The organism is Coprococcus sp. HPP0074, from assembly GCF_964238105.1.
GTDB lineage: Bacteria > Bacillota > Clostridia > Lachnospirales > Lachnospiraceae > Faecalimonas > Faecalimonas umbilicata.
The window spans coordinates 65,865-85,319 of record NZ_CAXSKS010000004.1; the positions used below are offsets into that span (position 1 = coordinate 65,865).

The 19,455-nt window shown below is 40.4% G+C and carries 16 protein-coding genes; 2 read left to right on the forward strand and 14 right to left on the reverse strand.

The window, feature by feature from the left end:
• Positions 1-115 precede the first annotated feature (115 nt).
• From ACESPO_RS06510 to ACESPO_RS06525, 4 genes are all read right to left on the reverse strand, one after another.
• A complete protein-coding gene (locus ACESPO_RS06510; RefSeq protein WP_336305071.1) occupies positions 116-1,075 on the reverse strand; it encodes a DnaJ C-terminal domain-containing protein in 960 nt (319 codons plus the stop codon).
• A 187-nt stretch (positions 1,076-1,262) separates the two neighbouring features.
• Positions 1,263-1,703 (reverse strand): Hsp20/alpha crystallin family protein, encoded by a 441-nt coding sequence (locus ACESPO_RS06515; protein ID WP_336305070.1) that lies wholly within the window; start codon positions 1,701-1,703, stop codon positions 1,263-1,265.
• A gap of 229 nt (positions 1,704-1,932) precedes the next feature.
• Positions 1,933-4,425 (reverse strand): glycoside hydrolase family 2 protein, encoded by a 2,493-nt coding sequence (locus tag ACESPO_RS06520; protein ID WP_120090967.1) that lies wholly within the window; start codon positions 4,423-4,425, stop codon positions 1,933-1,935.
• Positions 4,412-5,785, reverse strand: a complete 1,374-nt coding sequence (locus ACESPO_RS06525) for an MFS transporter (protein ID WP_009263347.1) — start codon at positions 5,783-5,785, stop codon at positions 4,412-4,414. The genes ACESPO_RS06520 and ACESPO_RS06525 overlap by 14 nt, the downstream gene beginning before the upstream one ends.
• A 200-nt stretch (positions 5,786-5,985) precedes the next feature.
• On the opposite strand from ACESPO_RS06525, the gene ACESPO_RS06530 reads away from it, so the two are divergent.
• A complete protein-coding gene (locus tag ACESPO_RS06530; RefSeq protein WP_009263348.1) occupies positions 5,986-7,068 on the forward strand; it encodes an AraC family transcriptional regulator in 1,083 nt (360 codons plus the stop codon).
• 70 nt (positions 7,069-7,138) lie between these two features.
• Here ACESPO_RS06530 and ACESPO_RS06535 read toward each other — a convergent pair whose 3' ends face one another.
• The 8 genes from ACESPO_RS06535 to cls all read right to left on the reverse strand — a co-directional run bounded on the left by ACESPO_RS06535 (position 7,139) and on the right by cls (position 17,099).
• On the reverse strand, positions 7,139-8,929 hold the full coding sequence (locus ACESPO_RS06535) for a flavin reductase (protein ID WP_008977045.1): 1,791 nt from the start codon (positions 8,927-8,929) through the stop codon (positions 7,139-7,141).
• A 158-nt stretch (positions 8,930-9,087) separates the two neighbouring features.
• The gene (locus ACESPO_RS06540; RefSeq protein ID WP_120105610.1) at positions 9,088-10,953 is read right to left on the reverse strand and encodes an ABC transporter ATP-binding protein; all 1,866 of its coding nucleotides are present in this window, start codon (positions 10,951-10,953) and stop codon (positions 9,088-9,090) included.
• Positions 10,946-12,376 carry an ABC transporter ATP-binding protein gene (locus ACESPO_RS06545; RefSeq protein WP_499788615.1) on the reverse strand — a complete coding sequence of 477 codons (1,431 nt, stop codon included), beginning with the start codon at positions 12,374-12,376 and terminating at the stop codon, positions 10,946-10,948. The genes ACESPO_RS06540 and ACESPO_RS06545 overlap by 8 nt, the downstream gene beginning before the upstream one ends.
• Positions 12,373-12,765 (reverse strand): hypothetical protein, encoded by a 393-nt coding sequence (locus ACESPO_RS06550; protein ID WP_499788616.1) that lies wholly within the window; start codon positions 12,763-12,765, stop codon positions 12,373-12,375. Before ACESPO_RS06550 ends, ACESPO_RS06545 begins: the two co-directional genes overlap by 4 nt.
• Positions 12,766-12,874: 109 nt before the next feature.
• Positions 12,875-13,603, reverse strand: coding sequence for a sensor histidine kinase (locus ACESPO_RS06555; RefSeq protein WP_009263352.1), 729 nt, complete (start codon positions 13,601-13,603; stop codon positions 12,875-12,877).
• Positions 13,604-13,615: 12 nt separating this feature from the next.
• A complete protein-coding gene (locus ACESPO_RS06560; protein ID WP_009263353.1) occupies positions 13,616-14,347 on the reverse strand; it encodes a LytR/AlgR family response regulator transcription factor in 732 nt (243 codons plus the stop codon).
• Between the two features lie 91 nt (positions 14,348-14,438).
• Complete coding sequence (locus tag ACESPO_RS06565) at positions 14,439-15,488, reverse strand: trigger factor (protein ID WP_016439537.1); 1,050 nt, start codon at positions 15,486-15,488, stop codon at positions 14,439-14,441.
• 135 nt (positions 15,489-15,623) lie between these two features.
• On the reverse strand, positions 15,624-17,099 hold the full coding sequence (gene cls, locus ACESPO_RS06570; RefSeq protein ID WP_008977052.1) for a cardiolipin synthase: 1,476 nt from the start codon (positions 17,097-17,099) through the stop codon (positions 15,624-15,626).
• A gap of 168 nt (positions 17,100-17,267) precedes the next feature.
• Between cls and ACESPO_RS06575 the strand changes: the two genes are divergently transcribed.
• On the forward strand, positions 17,268-17,762 hold the full coding sequence (locus ACESPO_RS06575; protein WP_008977053.1) for a hypothetical protein: 495 nt from the start codon (positions 17,268-17,270) through the stop codon (positions 17,760-17,762).
• Positions 17,763-17,910: 148 nt separating this feature from the next.
• On the opposite strand, the gene ACESPO_RS06580 is transcribed toward ACESPO_RS06575, so the two are convergent.
• Positions 17,911-18,384 carry a YwiB family protein gene (locus tag ACESPO_RS06580; RefSeq protein ID WP_336305067.1) on the reverse strand — a complete coding sequence of 158 codons (474 nt, stop codon included), beginning with the start codon at positions 18,382-18,384 and terminating at the stop codon, positions 17,911-17,913.
• Between the two features lie 46 nt (positions 18,385-18,430).
• Positions 18,431-19,267, reverse strand: a complete 837-nt coding sequence (gene murI / locus ACESPO_RS06585; protein WP_016441363.1) for a glutamate racemase — start codon at positions 19,265-19,267, stop codon at positions 18,431-18,433.
• Between the last annotated feature and the right edge of the window lie 188 nt (positions 19,268-19,455).

Below are 19,455 nucleotides of genomic sequence, written 5' to 3' on the forward strand. Positions count from 1 at the left end.
GTACACCCCTATTATAAACCAAAGTTTTTCCAATAACAACTGCTTCCTTACACTTTATCTTTCCCGTACTTCTCCCCTTTATCATTCTTAAACAGTGGTATTTAAACAGCAATGCTTATGCAACTCTTCCTGCTGCCTCCTGATATGCTCTCAACTTTCTCCTTGCATCTTCACTCAGATTCCGCGGCACCTGTATTTGAATTGTCACATACTGATCTCCTTTTCCGGATGGCTGACCCATATGTGCGATTCCCTTTCCGGCCAGTCTCACTTTTGTTCCGGATTGTGTTCCTTCCTTGATCTTGCAGCTTACCTTTCCGTAAAGTGTCGGCACAATCACCTCACCGCCCAACACCGCTGTTGTATACGGAATCTGAATGGTCGTGTAGACATCGTCTCCCTTCCGTTCATAACCGACTTTGTCTTTTACTGAAATTTCCAGAAACAGATCTCCGGCTTCCCCTCCGTTCATCCCGTCCTGTCCCTTTCCTTTCAGCCGGATTTTCTTGCCGGAAGAAATTCCCGCCGGAATGTGTACTTTCAGAGACTGTGCACGTCCACTTGCGTCTGTATAAGAGATGACCTTATCTCCTCCAAATGCTGCTTCCTCAAAAGTCACCTCTAATTTTGCAGTGACATCTGCACCTTTCCTGCGATAACCGCGCGGTCCAGTTCCACTTCCCCTTGCTCTCTGAAAAGAACTTCCAAAAATGTCATCAAAAAAATCATCCATATTTCCGTCTTCAAAATGAAATTCCTGGTAGCTTCCGTCCGGACTTCGATAGAACTTCGCCCCTTTAGGTTCTCCGTACGACTGATAGGCGCCCGGATCTGCTCCCATACTTCCATCAAAGGCTGCTGTTCCAAATCGATCGTACAACTTTCGTTTCTCTTCATCGTGCAGGATCTCGTAAGCTTCGGTCACTTCTTTAAATTTCTCATTTGCAACAGAATTCTCCTGATTGGTATCCGGATGATACTTTTTTGCCAGTTTTCGGTATGCCTTCTTGATCGCATTCGCGTCTGCATTTCTGTCCACTCCGAGAATCTTGTAATAATCCTTATTTGCCGCCATAACTATTTCTCCCCTTTCCTACTACAATTTTTATGCAAGATTAAAAATTTCCTGCGGAATAAAAACGGGACTGCATGTCACAGTCTGTAATCATGCAGTCCCAAATCTATATAGAGTGTGTCTGAAAATCTATCACTGCTTTCTTGATCCGTAACAAAAAGTTCTTCCCCATACACACCTACCAGCACTATCCTTCGATGGCAATATATTTCTTCTCCTCAGCTTCTACTTTCTTCTGATCCTTCTTCGGGATTGCAAGAACAAGTATACCATTTTCATATTTTGCCTTAATGTCTTCCTGAGTGATATCCTTTCCTACATAGAAACTTCTGCTACAAGATCCGGAATATCTTTCTCTTCGGATATAATTGCCTGTCTTCTCATCCTTCTGATTGTTGTTCTTCGTCGTCGCCGCCTGGATGGTCAGATAACCATCTTTTAATTCTGCGTGAATGTCTTCTTTCTTATATCCCGGAAGGCTTACTTCCAATTCGTAGCCATGTTCATGCTCCTTAATGTCTGTCTTCATCAAAGACTCTGTGTTCGCTCTCTGGTAACCTCTGAATGGGTAATCAAAATCAAAGAAATCATCAAACAAATTCTCTCCAAAAATACTAGGCATCATCATAAATCATCTCTCCTTTTCCATTAAAATCTTATTGATAAATGTCATTTATTGGAACCGGTGATGTGGGGACTATTCAGATCTTCTCATCCTTTCTTCGTCCTCCTCCTTTGTTCTAGTTGTAATATAACACTTATGTTAGCACTCGTCAAGAGGGAGTGCTAAAAAAATTGTGAACATTTTGTGTCCTGCCAGTATTCCTGTCCTATGACCGTTTCATCCCTCCCCTTTATCAAAAACTACTCTCTGAGTCTATAACTTTTATACTAACATCTTTTATTATATTATCATCCATGACAATGTGAATCACACTCTCTCCCAGCAGCTCACCAGCTTTGGCAACTAACAAAAGTTTCCCATGATAGGTTTTCCAACAATGACTATCATAAGATGTTGTTGTCTGGGGATCTGCATTTCCAACTGCAAGAATCTGGACATTTCCTTCAGCTACTACTTTAATTTCTTTCTCCTCTGTCAACACTTCTAAGCCATCTTTATCTACAAGGCTCAACTGAATAAAAACAAGTTCCTCCGTACCTTTTATCATTACTTCCTGAGAAACATCTACTTTCACTCCCCTGGCAGTCCCTGCTGTTTTTAATTGGCAGGAACTGCTTTCTTTCCCTTGGTTATAACTTATGGCAGTAACTTCTCCAGGCTCATACTTACATTCAAAGGTACTTACATATCCAACTTTTTCTCCTGCTGGTTTTTTCCCAAGCGATTTCCCATTTATGAATAATTCTACCTCTTCATCTGCTGAATATACATCTACCATTGCAGACTTTCCTTCATATCCTTCCCATGTCCAGGAAGCAATATTATCTTTCAGCATCCAAGGTGTCTTTGAATGCTTCATTCCAGAACGGTCAACCCGTTCCACCGCAATATATGGTTCTTTTCGCATTCCATATACAATTTCGCGCAAATAACTAATCGGTCTTCTGTATCCTGTCAGATCAATGTCTCCAATATATGCAAGTCGATCCGGAAAATAACTTCCAAAATTAGTTTTCTCATCATAATAGAAAATGCCACATCCTGCTTCTCCTAGATAATCATAGCCCGACCATGTAAAATCTCCCAGTACTTGATTTGATTTTTTTACAACAGACCAAAGTCTTGCAATATCTGCTGGAAATGTTTCTGTCCCAAGAACACATTTATTTGGATACAATTCTGTATCCAACAGATGTCTGCCTGTCAAATAATTTAATCCTATAATATCCATCGCTTCACAACTTTCCTGCAGGACTTCTGTCATAAGCGGATGTTTTGCAAAGGCATCACCGACTTCTCCCTCCATCAATTGCATAAAGCTATTAATCGCGTTGCTTCCTGAGGAATCATTTGTCTCACTATTTTCTGCATCTTTTTTAAATAATGGCGCTAAATCTTGCATAATCGGATACATTTTTGCTCCGGCTGCATTCAGGCCATTGATTCCATTTGTAGTATATCTCGTTCTGTCTTTTTCTTTTATATAATTACAGATAGTACGGTTAATTTCTGCACCACGCTCTGTTCCCACTTCCTGAATTTCATTTCCGATGGAATACATAATAACTGATGGATGGTTATAATCTTTTTGGATCATTTTATCTACAATATTTTTCCACTCATTAAAAAATGAGAATGCATAATCATGGTCATTTTTATGAATGGTCCACATGTCACATAATTCATCCATAACTAAAATCCCATACTTGTCACATGCATCAAGAAAATCTTTTGCTGCAGGATGATGTGCGCTGCGTACACTATTAAATCCAGCTTGCTTTAGCAATTTACATTTCCGATATTCTGCTTCTCTATATGTCGCCGCACCAAGAATCCCATTATCGTGATGAACGCAAGTTCCACGTAGTTTCACAGACTCACCATTTATTCGAAGACCATACACCGAATCCAAAGTGATCCGGCGAATCCCATACAGAAACTCATTGGTATCCCATACTTTTTTCTCAGAGAATATACTCACTTGACATTTATACAAATGCGGAGTGTCACAGTTCCATAATTTAGGATTTTTAATTACAATCTCTTGACGAATTTGATTTTCCGAATTTCCAAAGGCTGTTAAATGCGTCACTCCTCGGATTACATTTCCATCTTCATCACTCATTTCTATCTGTACTTGAAGTTTTTCCTTTTTTCTTGTCTGATTCACAACAGTAGTCACAAATTCTACCACTGCAAAGTCTTTCTCCACATTTATCGTTGTAGCATGCACTCCGTCCACTGGTATTTGTATGAGTTCTCCAACAAACAGATTCACATTCCTGTAAATTCCGCTTCCTGTATACCATCTACTATTTTGCTCCGCCGAATTATCTGCTACTACTTTTAATTCATTTTCCTGCCCATATTGTAAATATCGGTCCAGTGAAGCATAAAAATTAGAATATCCATATGAATTCGTTGTTATCAGTGCACCATTCAAATACACCATTGCTTTTTCATAAACACCTTCAAATTCTAACGTTACCGTTTTATCCTTCCACTCTTCCGGGGCAACAAATGTTTTAAAATAAGTATATATTCCTCCTGGATAAAAACCTGTAGCTCCACCATTTTTTGTTGTCTCACAAGGAGTCTCATGAATCATGGCATCGTGCGGAAGTGAGATATCATCTGCTTCCTTTCCGTACATTTTCAATGTCATTAGTGACGGTATACAACCTTTTACAAATTTCCAGTTTTGGTTAAAATTACTTTTCAACATTATGTTTTTCATCCCATTCTTTATTTGCTTTTTCTACTTTCAGCATACTTAAAATAATTGTAATAATCACTCCGAATACAACCGGAAGTGTAATATACATATGAAAGATCATATTAATTGCGCTCTGAGATTGTACTGTTGCCGTTCCAACATATCCTCCTATGTTCAAAAGCCAGCCGACTGCTGCTGTACCAATTCCACCGCCAACTTTTACCCCAAGAGAAGAACAGCTAAACATGGTTCCATCCATATGTACTTTTTTTGTTCTATAAGTATATCCGCTAATTTCTGCGATCAATGCGTTTAATGTTCCGCTAAGAGTTCCTGCAAAAACACCTTTCATAAACATTACCAATAAGAGCATAGGTACATTTCTTTTTACTGCAAAATAAACAAAGAACACACTCAAAACTGTATTGATCACATATCCCCAAAAATTTACCTTCTGCATACTTCCTGCCTTTTTTACAAGCATAGGTGTAAATGCTAATGCAATAATTACAGGAAACATTTTCATCATAGAAAAGGAACCTAATAAAGAGGCATCTCCCAACACATATGTAGTAAAATATATCCCGCTGCCCGTTGTCAATCCACTCATTGTATAATATACGATATACAAAACAAGAATCATAATATAATACTTATTTGCAAATAAAATTTTGATTGTATCCACAAAACTTAATTTATCATCTTTTTGTCCTGCTTCTTCCTGTATTTCTGTGTTTTCTTCATCCGGAACTTCTTTTACTGCCAGACAGCTGATCGTATTTACAACCAGACCAATCACTGCACAAATAAAAGCAACCACTCTCCATCCTTTTGCTCCGCCACCAAAATGTGCAACTGCACCTGTTACCGCAAACCCCATCACAATATTAGTAACAACTGCAAACATAAAACGAATAGATCCTAATTGTACTCGTTCTGTAGAGTTTTTTGTGATTAATGCAGATAATGTTGAATATGCAATTCCATTTGCAGTATAGAAAATAGCATTTAAACTTGTGTAAAATACAAAGAAATATGCATATTGCGCTGTTTCTCCAATATCAGGCACTGAAAACAATAATAATAGACATAGCGATACTCCAATTTGAGCATATAGCATCCATGGACGAGCTTTTCCCAGTTTGCTTTTTGTTTTATCAATCATTCTCCCAAAAAATACATCTGTAACTCCATCCAATACCTTTGAAACAAGCATCAATGTTCCTATAATTCCAGTATTCATTCCCATTGTGTCTGATAAATATAACAATAAGAAACTAGATACCAATCCATAACTACAGTTTGATGCTAGATCCCCTGCACCATATGCAAGTTTCTGATACCACTTCAAATATTTTTTCTCTCTCATAATTCCCTCCATCATATACTCGTATTTGTTACATTTTTTCTCCTCATTCGAATGAATACATAATTGCAGCACATGTCAAAATGTACTATAATCTAACTAGCATAGTATTATATTATTATAAATCTTCTTTTATCACAATGTTAAAAAAAGACCTACAAGCAATCAAATTGTATCATATTCACGAATAAATGGAGGCTTCTATGAGTAATAGCAGAAAATCCTTGGAGGAATTCCGTTCCAAATTTTTGAAAGTTCATAACTTTCACAGTAATTTCAGTCAGTATTATCACATAGATACACCATTCAGTGTTGTACTTGAAGTCTATCGATCTGATTTAGAAAACAAATACTTTAAGATTGCTAATTTCTCCCCAAATGATTTTTCTGAGATTTTAATTGATGATGAATCTCTTTTATCCTCAATGGCAAAACGCCCTCTTCACCAACATGATTTTTTTGAATTCATGTTTGTCCAACAAGGTGAGGTCATTTTTAAAATAGAAAATACTGAGCGCATCTATCCAGCGGGAACCGGATGTATTGTAAATTGTAATCTTCGACATTTAGAAAAAATGTCATCTGACTTTCGTATTTTCTTTTTAAACCTTTCAAAAAATTATGTAAAACAACTGCTTGATTCCATCTCCGGTTTATACTTTGACATTGAAAATAACACTTCTTTGCATACACTTTTTCATTTTTTATATAAAAATGCCTCTACCGAAGAGAATACTAAAAAAGAATACCTTGATTTTTTCCCTGTATATAATAATAGTGATTCTTACAAGGTAATATATAATTTAGAAGAAAAAATTACAAAAACTCTTCTTGCGCCAGTTGCCGGAGATTCATTTTTTATTAATGGTTTCATATTTCAACTATTTGATCACCTATCAAATAGTGAACTATATCATACTACAACTGTCGATATTGATTACAACAACGACTTTTTAATTTTTACAAAATTGACCCATCTTTTAGAAGATTCTAACCAACAACTATCACGCCATGAACTTTCCAAACTGCTAAACTATAGCGGAGACTACTTAAATCGTATTTCCAAAAAATATAGCGGTATGACGCTCTTTGAATATTCGATGACTTTTATCATACGAAAGGCAGAATACTATCTCCTAAAAACAGATTATTCTATTTCACATATTATTTCTATTTTAGGCTTTACAAACCGAACACATTTTTATCATATTTTTTATTCAAAGCATCACATGACACCGAAAGAATATCGATTAAAATATTGGGATAATTCTTATCAAAATAATTAAAAAATCCCCTGCAAACATCTCTGACAATGTATGCAGGGGATATAACTAAAAGCTAGCTTTCTACTTTTCCCTAAATCGGTTCAAAATCCGCAACTCCATGCTTGCACAGTGGACAAATATAATCATCCGGAAGTTCCTCTCCTTCATAGATATATCCACATACCACACATACGAATCCTTTCTTTCCTTCTGTCTGCGGTTTTGGTTTTACATGTTTCTGATAGTAAGTGTATGTCATCGTTTCTTTATCATTCATCACACGAGCCTCTGTCACGGTACAGATAAACATTCCGTGTGTATCCAGATCCACATACTGCTCCACTTTCAATGCAAGAAAGGCATTGATATATTTTGGAAGGAAGGCAACACCATTGTCTGCACGCAGCAGATTCCATCCTTCGAATTTATCTGCTTCTCTTCCGCTCTGGAATCCAAATCTTTCAAACACTTTAAACGGTGCTTCCACAGAGAGACAGTTGACATTCATCACGCCAGTCTTCTTGATGATATCATGCGAATAATTCGCCTTATTGATATTGACTGCCACACGGTTCGGATTGTCTGTCAGCTGTGTAACAGTGTTGACGATCAGTCCGTTATCCTTCTCACCGTCTCTTGAAGTCACAACATACAGTCCATATCCAAGACGGAACAGCGCTGTCAGATCATTTTTATTTGCTTTGTCATCTGACTGGGCAATATATTCCTGACATAACTCGTCTGCCATCTGATCTAACTCTTCCAGATTCTCTTCGCTCAGCGAGGACATGATCTTTACTGAATTTTTCATCCATGTAATATCCTGGCTGTCCTCAAACATTCCCTTCATAACTCTTGCTGCCGTCGGTGCCCAGCTTCCGTTCTCAATGAATCCGATCGTGCGCTTCTGGTAATTGCGCGCGGTCAGATGCTCAATAAAAATTTTCATAAACGGGAAAATATCTGCATTATATGTCGTTGTCGCCAGTACTAATTTTCCATAGCTGAATGCATTTTCCACTGCTCTTGCCATATCTGCGCGTGCAAGGTCACAGACATACACATCCGGACATCCTTTTTCTTCTAATTTCGCAGCCAAAGTTTCTGCTGCTTTCTTTGTATTTCCGTAGACCGATGTGTAAGCGATCATCACACCTTCTTTTTCCACTGCATAAGAAGACCAGATATCATATTTCTCGATATAATGTCCAAGATTCTCCTTTAAAATCGGTCCGTGCAGCGGACAGATCATCTGGATATCCAGTGTCGCTGCCACTTTTAAGAGGTTTTGTACCTGTGTACCATATTTTCCGACGATTCCGATATAATAACGGCGAGCTTCGTCATCCCAATCTTCCTCCACATCATTTGCCCCGAATTTACCAAATCCATCTGCAGAGAACAGTACTTTTTCTGTACTGTCGTAAGTAACCATAACTTCCGGCCAGTGTACCATCGGAGCGAACACAAATGTCAGATCATGCTTTCCAAGTGACAATGTCTGTCCGTTTTCTACTTCCAATGTTCTTCCTTCCAGATCCATCTCCCTGAAAAAGTTGGCCATCATCACAAATGTCTTCTCATTTGCCACAATCGTTGTATCTGGATATACCTTCATAAAATTATAAATATTTGCAGAATGATCCGGTTCCATATGCTGCACGATCAAATAATCCGGCTTTGCTCCATCCAGCACCTGTGCAATATTTGCCAGCCATTCTTCCGCAAAATTCACATCCACAGTATCCATTACAGCGATTTTCTCATCTTTGATCACATAAGAGTTGTAAGACATTCCATTTGGCACAACATACTGCCCTTCAAACAAATCTACCTGATGATCATTAACCCCAACGTAAATGATATCATTTGTCACCTTCATTTTGTATTCCTCCTGATTTTTTGAAATACTGACTTCGCAGTCTGATTCTTTTCTTACATTTGATTTTCTCTCACAGATTTCTCTCTGTTTCAGAGATTGTGAAATTTTTATCTTTATGCCTATTATAACTAGAATCGGATAAGAACACAATTCTTTTTTTATAAAATTTCTGATTCCCCTCCTTCCGCTTTCTTCTTCACATAGTACTGTGCCTGTGCCTCGTAAAGCGCAAAATATTTCCCTTTCTTTTCCATCAATGTTTGATGATTTCCGCTCTCTGCAACAGTTCCTTCTTCCAGAACAACAATTGTGTCACAGAACTTGCAGCTGCTCATCCGGTGGGAGATATAGATGGCCGTTTTTCCATTGATCAGTTCGTTGAAATTCTCATAGATTTCCGATTCTGCCACCGGATCTAACGCTGCAGTCGGTTCATCGAGGATCACAAACGGAGCATCTTTATAAAGCGCTCTTGCGATTGCAACCTTCTGCGCCTCCCCGCCGGAGAGCGCCTCGCCATCCCCGGTTTCGTGATAGAGCAGCGTGTGAATCCCATCTTTCATCTTCTTCACTCTTTCTTCCAGCCCGACCTGACGGATCACCTTCCATACTCTCTTTTCATCCACTTTCTCGGAGCCTGCGATATTTTCATCCAATGGAAAATGATACAGTCTGAAGTCCTGAAAGACAACCGCGAAAATCTTTATATATTCCTCATAATCATATTTCCCGATCTCAATCCCATTTAAAGTGATCTTTCCCTCAGACGGCTCATAGAAACGAAGCAGCAGTTTGATCAATGTCGTTTTTCCTGCACCATTCATCCCGACAAGCGCCATCGTCTCCCCTACTTTGAATTTTAAACTTACATCCTTTAAAATATACGTCTCTGTCCCCGGATAACAAAAAGAAACATGGTCAAACTCCAACTCATACTGATTATCGTCTCTTTTTTCAATCGGCAGTGTCCCTACATAATGCATATTCGGGAGATGAATAAATTCCTCATAAGATTTCAGATACTCATTGGAATAATCAATCTCAATATGTGCTCCCATCATTTCACGGATACTGTTCATCATCGTTATGATCGCACCCGCATACATCAGCACTTCCCCGGCGGAAACACTTCCTGCAATTGCCTTTATTGCAATATATACATAAGTGATGCCTGCCAGGATCTGAAGCGCAAAAGCGACAGCGCCATTTCCACGTCCGGAAACTTTCGCTCTTCTCTGGAACAGTGCCATACACTTCTTTATCACATCTCCTTGAAATTTATTTATCAGATATTCTTTGAGCTGAAACAGACGGATATCCTGCGCAAACTGCTCTGAAACAATCAGGTTGACTAGATAGTCAAATAATGCATTTGACTTTTCATTTGCATGCATAGTGATTACTGTTTCCTTTCCGATCCGTTCGGAAACCTTATCTCCTAACCACAATACAAATACAAAACCAGCGATCATCACCCCCGTACTGATCAGAAACCGAAAGATACTTTCCTTCTCCCAGTCTGACTGCAGCAGCAGAAGCACGACAAATCCACTGGCAAAAACAACTTCCGTGCAGCAGGTAAAATACTTATAAATTTCTATACACTGTTCGGAGATTCCTCCATGTCCGCGCTCTGCCTGCCGTACTCTTCGAAACTTCTGAATCGTCTCCTGTTTCTCAATTTCTTCGTATTCCATGGAAAATGCTTTTTTTGCAGTACGCTTTTTCGTCTCCTCCTCGCTCGGTTCCGCATAGTGCGAAAAGATCTGTTCCGCTGCCTTTGAGATCAATGATACAATCATCACCGTCACAACAAGAATCACGACAAAAGTTGCTGCCTGCTGATACTTCTCCTCCAGAAGAACATCGAGAATCTTCGCATACAGAAAACTGTTAATATAGACAACCGATGCACCCGAGAGCATTCCAAGTACAAGGATCACCGGCAAAATCCGATAGCCTTTCGCCTGAAAAAGACAAAATTTCCACATTTCTTTTACAGACATCTGTTTTCTCTTATTCATGTGCCTCTTCCTCCTGATAATATTTCCCCTGAAGTTCAAAAAGGGAAGCGTATGTCCCTCCCATTTTCATCAATGTTTCATGGGTTCCGCGCTCAATGATCTCCCCTTTGTCAAGCAGAAGAATCTCATTGCAGAACCGTGTCGATGCCAGCCGGTGGGAAATAAAGATCGTACTTGTTCCTTCCAGCGTCTTCTGGTAAGTATCATAAATATTTTTTTCTGCAAGTGCATCCAGCGCTGCAGTCGGTTCATCTAAAAGTAACAGTTTCGGGCTGTGATACAGCGCCCTTGCTAGAAGAAGCTTCTGAATCTGTCCACCCGAGAGCATAATCCCATCTTCCGATACATCCTTTCCAAAATAGGTGTATAGTCCGTCCGGAAGGCTGCTGATCTTCTCTGCCACTCCTGCCTTTTCCAGCACATTCCATAACCTTTCCTCATCCCATTCTCCTGAGAGCGTTACATTTTCCCCAACTGTATACGACATGATAAACGGATTCTGAAAAATTGCAGCAACATGGTGCATGTAGGCTTTGCGATCCAGTTCCCTCGTGTCGATCCCATTAACATAGACTGCTCCGTTTGTAGGAAGATATAGACCAGAAATCAGTTTTACAATCGTAGATTTTCCGGCCCCGTTTAATCCGACAAGTGCAAGCCGCTCTCCTTGATGGATGGTAAAGGAAACATCCTTTAGCACCTCTTCCTCTGCCCCCTCATAGCGATAGGATACATGATCAAACGTAATGTCCAGACTGGAAAATTGGTTTTCCGGAATCCGCCTTTCTCCTCCTGATCCGCTCTCAAGTTCTAAAAAATCTCTAAGATCATCCACCTGCTGCCCGCACCGCTTCATCACAACAAAGTTGCTTGTGATCTCTGTAAACCATTTGGCAAACCCGCTGATCAATCCAATATAAAACACAAACATGCTTGACGAAAGCCCCTGTTTCAAAAGATAGATCAGATAAAAATAACAGATAAAATCTCTGACTGCTGCCAGGATCACTTCTGTAAAGTCCGAGAAGAAGCAGGCCGCATTATAAAGCGCCCTATATTTTCTTCGCTGTCTGATCGCCGAATCATATTTTCCGATCAGCCAGTCGGAAAGTCCGAAGACGCGGATATCCTTTCCGCCTGCAATATCATCCACAAGCCGATCAATATATCCCTCTATCCTCTGATATCCAGCAAGTTTTTCTTTGACCCTCTCATACACTTTTACAGAAACTTTGGACGTTGCGACAGTGATCAGTGACAGACCGACAAGGAGTAGCAAGATGCGTATATCCATACTTCCCACGATCATTGCATATGTGACCAGCCCTAGTACATTTGTAAAAAACATTCCAAAACGCTGCATCATGCCTTGCACTCCATTGGAATCGTTTCCATTCAATGCGATCAGCGACCTCTCCATCATCTGACGGATTTCACTGCTTTCTGACTGTTCCAGAGAAATCTCCAATATTTTTCGAGAACAGAATAGAAGTGTCCTCCTATCCTCATTTCGATGTATTCTACTGATATGATATTCTGCAGATAAGTATCAATCCAACTAATCGCCCCGTATACAAGAAAGATGGTCATGACCGCCCCGATCAACAGCATAAGCGGGCTTTCCTTCCCCAGCATCGATACGATAAGTGCATTTGCTCCTACCCCCAGTAACAGAAGAAGAACATATGTGACTGCCTGAATCCCGATGTGCACCAGATAAACCGGAGTTTTCTTCATAGCCGGTGCAAAGCAGAAAATCAGGTTGCTTAAAATGCTCCTTTTCTTTTGCTTTTGTTTCTTCTCTTCCTCCATCTATAAAGCCTCCTCTCTTTTCTTGCATTCTTAACTTATCACATTTGTTCTCAAAATAGAAAAAACATGCACGAATTGTAAAAATCCGTGCATGAATTGCAAATTTTCTCTATAATGGCAGCATGATCTCGGTGACGAACACCCCTGGTTCATTCTTTCGATTGATATAACCGTCATATTTCTTCACAACATTGTTAATCCGTTTAAGCCCATGACCGTGATCACCGCGCTTTTTGGAAATATATTCTTCATCGAGTTTTCGCACAACCTCGCTGGTGGCATTGGTCACTGTAATATACAACTGCTGCTTCAGCGGTGCAATATAAAGTCGGAGAAACTGTTCTTCCTTCTTCACCGTCCGACATGCTTCGACTGCATTGTCGATCAGATTCCCGATCACAACACATAAATCAATGTCCGACACAGACAACTCTTTGGGGATCACCGCCTTATAGTCACACCGGATTCCATTTTCCAGCGCAAGTGAAATCTTCGCATTTAAGATCGCATCTACATTGAGATTTCCGGTATCAAACAACAGGCGGATATCCGCAAGATCTTCCTCCAGCCGGTTTAAGTATTCCTTTGCCTCAGTGATATTATCTTTCGCAAGATATGCCTTTACCGACTGCATATGATTATGATAATCATGCCGCCAACCTCGCATCGTCATATAGATGCTCCGCACTTCATCCATCTCCTGAGACAAAATTTTGTTCTGATAATCAATCAGCGCCTTCTCATACTGCCGCTGCATGATTGCCCGGATCACGAAACCGATGATCACAAGCAGGAGCAGCATTGCCACTGCAGCCAGCCCTATGATTTCCATTCTCATCTGTAATACTCCTTATAGATTTTCCTGAATAAATGCCTGATTAAGCTGTTGGTACATTCCCCGGCTCACCGGAACCTCGATCTCGCCTGTAAGAACACAGCTCTGCCTGCCAATCCGGCTCACCTTCGATAAATTTACAGCAGTACTTCTATGACATTTCACAAAAGGAGGAATGCCCCCGTCCTTTGTATCTCTGTTCAGATGATTTAAAACTTCCCCGAAACTCTCTTTGACTGTCAACTGTCTGTCCTTGCAATACACTGTGGTGTAGTGACCATCCACTGCAACATACAAAATCTGCCCCTGCTCCACCTTGATATTCTCCCCTGCCACTTCCAAAAGAACATATGGCTCTTCTCTGTCTGCAAGTTCTGTCACAAGTATGTCCAACATTTCATACAGCTTCTGTTCCCTTACTGGTTTCATCATATATCTCCAGGCTTCAATCTCATAGCCATCAAATACATGACTTGGATCTGATGTCAAAAAAACAATGCGAATATTCATATCCGTTTTCCGAATCTGTTTTGCAAGTGTGAATCCATCCATCCCGATCATCGAAATATCAAGAAGAAGCAGATCATAGGGTACGAGTTCTTCTCCATCCAACTCAAATAGAAATTGTTCTGCACTGGAAAATACATCGACGATACACTTCTGCCCGCGCTCCTTTGCCCAGCTTTTTATCATATCCTCTGTCAGCACCGCCTGCGCGCGCTCATCCTCACAATATGCAATCCGCACTGTCTTCTCTCCCCTTATTCTTTCTGTCTGATGCTCTGCCTTTCCGGTCAGAATTTTACAGACTCCTCTTGCCGTTCTTGCATCTAACTTCTTATTTCTCCGTCTCTGCCTCTACAAACTTCGCATGATCAGCAACCCATGTCATAGCTGTATCTAAGAGAATGCTCTCTTTTAACTTCTCTTCTCCGTCCTCACCATTTGCCTCAATAAATGCATCTCCGTTTTCGTATCCGTAGGACTGTGCATATTCGTCATATTTTTCCTTATACGCTTTGTCGGAAAGCTCTAATTTTTCTTTCTCGGCGATCAGCTTGCTTGCATACTTGCTCTTCAACTGATCTTTTGCCTGCTTTTCCATCTTCTCTACAAACTGATCTTCTGTGATTCCAGATTGTTCCAGGAATTCCTCAAATGTAACTTGGTAGTACATCTCTGCAAGCTGTGTATACTGCTCTTTCATCAGATCTACGCTCTCATTGATATCCTCTTTAAACTCTTTTTTCAGCTCTGTGTTCTTGACTACTTCTGTCCATGCACTGTTTTTGTTCTGAGACTCTACCGTCTTTTTATTAGATGTCTCCAGATCTTTTTTTACTTGTTTTTTGTACTCGTCAACGGTCTTTGCCTTGTCAGAAATTTTCTGTACAAATTCATCGTTCAGCTCTGGCAGGATCTCCTCTGTAATGGAATTGATCGTTACGGTAAACACTGCATCTTTCCCCGCGATTTCCGCTGGATAATTCTCCGGCAATGTAAGAGAAATATCAAATGTCTCATTCAGCTTATGCCCTTCCATTCCTTCTGAAAATCCTTCCACAAATCCTTCGCCTCCGACTTCTACCGTAAGGTCTCCCTGATCAAATGTCTCCCCATCTGCTTTTCCAACGTAAGAAACTTCCAGAGAATCTCCTTTCTTTGTCGCCCGGTCTGTCACCTCTTTATGTTCAGCTTCCGCTTCCAATGTGCTCTGGATGCTGTTTTCTACATCTTTATCTGTCACCTTCGCCAGTTCCAGTCCTTCTACTTTAATCCCTTTATACTCACTGATCTTTACATTATCGTCCTCAATGGATTTCTGACATCCTGCCAGTGTTACTGTCATACACACTCCGAGAAGAAGCGCCGCTAATTTCTTTTTCATCTTCCTACCTCATTATTCTTTCATTTTCCAGCTGTCATCTCACATTTTGACTGCTCTTTCAGTTATATCATACTTCCAAACAGAAAGAAAGGTGTTTTGCCAGATTTCACACTTCTTTTAGAATCCTCTTTCTTCTTATAAAAGTGGGGACAACAGGCGGGAAAACTGCTCTTTTCCACGGATGAGAAGACTCCGCTCTTCGTAAAGACGTTTTGTCACCAACGTAGAATTTAGAATATCCTGTTCAAAAGCTTCCTCCAGTTTTTTTGTCGTCTCCTCACTGTAGATCACGGCATTGACTTCAAAGTTCAGTTCAAAACTCCGAATGTCCATATTGGCTGTCCCAAAACAGCTTACAAGGCCATCGACCGTCAGTCCTTTGACATGGAGAAAACCGTTGTTATACACATAGCATTTTGCCCCAGCCTCGATCATATCCCCAAGGTACGAATACGATGCCCAGTAAACAAACGGATGATCCGGTTTACACGGAATCATGATTCGCACATCTACTCCCGATTTCGCCGCAATCCGAAGCGCTTCCAAAATGCAGTCGTCCGGCACGAAGTATGGCGTCTGCAAATAAATATGATGGCGCGCCTTATGGATCAGCCTCATATAGTTGTCACGGATCTCTTCACTTTTGGAATCCGGTCCACTGGAAATAATCTGTACCGGCTCTCTTCCATTTCTTACGTACTCTGGAATTTCAAACAACTCATCCCGCAAAAACAGATTGTCTCTGGCCGCATAGTTCCAGTCCATCACAAAGCGCACCGCAAGGGAAGTAACCGCTGATCCTTCGATGCAAAGATGGGTATCTCTCCAGTATCCGAATTTTTCGCTCAACCCAATATATTCTTTTCCTATATTGAATCCTCCGACAAACCCAACTCTTCCATCGATGACCGCAATCTTCCTATGATTCCGATAATTGACACGCAAATGTAGCTTCCCAAGCAGCGCCGGAAAAAACTCTGCCGTCTGAATTCCATTTGCATTCAGCTCCTCCCAGTCTTTTTTCTTCATATCACGACATCCCATACTGTCAAACAGGATGCGTACTTCCACGCCTTCCTTGGCCTTTTTGATCAGTTCTCTGCTGATCGCCTGCCACAGCTCATCCTTTCGGATAATATAATATTGCAGATGGATATATGTCTTTGCGGCGCGGATTTCCCGTATCAGAGCCGCGAATTTCTCTCTGCCGTCCGTATAAATCTGTACATCATTATTCCCTGTCAGCACTGCACTGGCCGCTTCCAGATTGTAATAGATCAGATTCTCAAATCGTTCCATCTTTGGATTGGACAGACGAAACTGCTTCCGACGGATACTCTTCTCCTGACGTCTGACTGCATAATTTACTTCTCCCTCAATTTCCTTCATTTTAAACATTCTGCTCTTTCGGAAATCTTGTCCGATCAGCAGATACAATACAAATCCAACAATTGGTATAAAATATAGTACGAGCAGCCATGTCCAGACAGTCTGCGGCTTTCTTCTCTGAAAGAAGATGATCACAAACGAAAGAAGAATATTGATCAAAACAAGATGCTCCATCATCCAGCCAGTTCCTGTACAAAGATCATTCCAAATATTTCCTAACATTCCCTCACCTCACTTTTGTATTTTTCACCTTTTTCTCATTCCCTATTATACTCATTTTTCCACAGAAAAGTAAGGTGCAGCGCTCAAATCGCTTGCACTTCCTAAGAAACAATGCTACAATACTATTTGTCTAAAAATGTATTTTTACTATATACTAGGAGGTCTATCGTGAGTTTACCAGTAATTATATTACTTATCGTTTTAGCCGTACTGATCATCGGCACGATCGTATTGTACTTCTTGGGAAAAAAAGCGGAAAAGAAACAGGCAGAACAACAGCAGCAGTTAGATGCTATGGCTCAAAATGTAACGATGCTTATCATTGATAAGAAGCATATGAAACTAAAAGAAGCCGGTTTTCCTGCCATCGTACTGGAGAGTACACCGAAATATTTGCGCAGAGCCAAAGTTCCGGTTGTAAAAGCAAAGATCGGTCCAAAAGTAATGACTCTGATGTGCGACGAGAAAATTTTCCCATTGATCCCGGTCAAAAAGGAAGTCAAAGCAGTTCTCAGCGGTATCTATATCACAGATGTCAAAGGACTTCGCGGAAAATTAGAAATGCCTGAAAAGAAAAAAGGCTTCTTCGCAAGATTCAAAAAGAACAAAGACGAACAAAACGATAACAAAAAGAGTAAAGAATCTACAAAGAAAAATAAATAATCTAATACATTCCTACAGGAAGATAACTTTCATGGAAATGTCTGGAGATTACAGAAACCTCCAAAATGATGCCAGTTAATACACATCATTTTGGAGGTTTCCTTTACTCTTCCCTCAGATTTTCAACACTTTCCTTTCTCATTCTTCTTTAGAAATCCATATTTTTTGTAATCTGAAAGTCTCCTGCATCTTTAGACTTTACATTGATTCGGATCTGACAGTCTGCCAATGGCTCATGATTGACATCCAATATATATCCGACCTTTACATTGATATTATCCTCTGACACTTCCACTTCCATTTCTTTTGTATGGATGCCGATCAGAAGCTGTCCATACGGTGTCTGGTAGTATGTGAGGTTCTTTTTATTCTTCTCAAATACCATGTGCACATTTGATACACCGCTCTTCATCACTTCCAAAGTGTCCTCTCCGGTAATCTTTATTCGATTTTTTGTAATGCCCGGTATGCCCTCTGTAACTTCATCGAATAAAATGTAATGTTTTCCATTTTTGAGGAAATAGTTAGCAGGAGCAACGACTTCAATAGCTTCATACTCTTTTTCCTCCTCCAGTACGTCCATCTGCAGTCCCGAAATACTTATTAATACGTCTTTTGTCATACTCTCACCTGTACTTTTTGTCTGTCATCTCTCATATTGTTGCATTCTAATATTCTTCAATATTGATCTGCTTTGTCGTCTCAATATCATACGGCAAAATAGAATTGGCAAACTGCTTGAACTTATCTGCCGCATCACTGACATAGAAAGAATACTCTCCATGTTCTTCCTGGCCATTCACCGGAGTGTCTCTGAGCATCTCTTCTTCCTCCAGAAGCCGTTTAAGATCCATTGCAGTCTCATATGCCGGATTCACAAGATGAATCTTTTCTCCCATATATTCCCGGATCGTTGAGCGCAAGAGTGGGTAATGTGTGCAGCCAAGAATCAGTGTATCGATATCAGATTCTCTCATATCTGACAGATAGATATCAATGACTTCCCGGGTAATCTTATGTTTTGCAAATCCTTCTTCCACAAGCGGCACAAACAGGGGACATGCTCTTCCGGATACACTGATCTGAGGGTCTTCTGCCTGTATCAGTTTTTTATAAATCTCACTTTTTACCGTCGCCTCTGTACCGATCACTCCGATTTTTTTATTGATCGTCTCTTCCCTTGCCGCCCTCGCTCCCGGTGCAACAACACCGATGATCGGAATCTTAAATTCTTTCCGCACCGCATCCAGAGCAAGCGCACTCGCTGTATTGCAGGCAATCACAATCGCCTTCACTTCCTTCGTCAGCAGGAAGCGGATAATCTGACGGGAATAGCGGATAATTGTAGTTTCCGACTTGCTTCCATAAGGTACTCTTGCAGTATCTCCGAAATACACAATACTCTCATTAGGAAGCTGCCGCATAATCTCCCTTGCCACTGTAAGTCCTCCGACTCCGGAATCAAATACGCCGATCGGCATATCTTTCTTATTCTCTATCTTCACAACATTTCTCCTTCTATCTGCCATATCTGTTCTCTATTGTACCCGCTTATCAGGCAGATTTCAAGGGCATGTTCCCTTTACTCAAAATCCCGGTCCAATGAGAAGCAAAAAAAGAACATTTTCAATCATCCCCCGTCACTGGATGCCCGTCCGAATTGAAAATGTTCTTTCTTCCTTTGTCAGTCAGA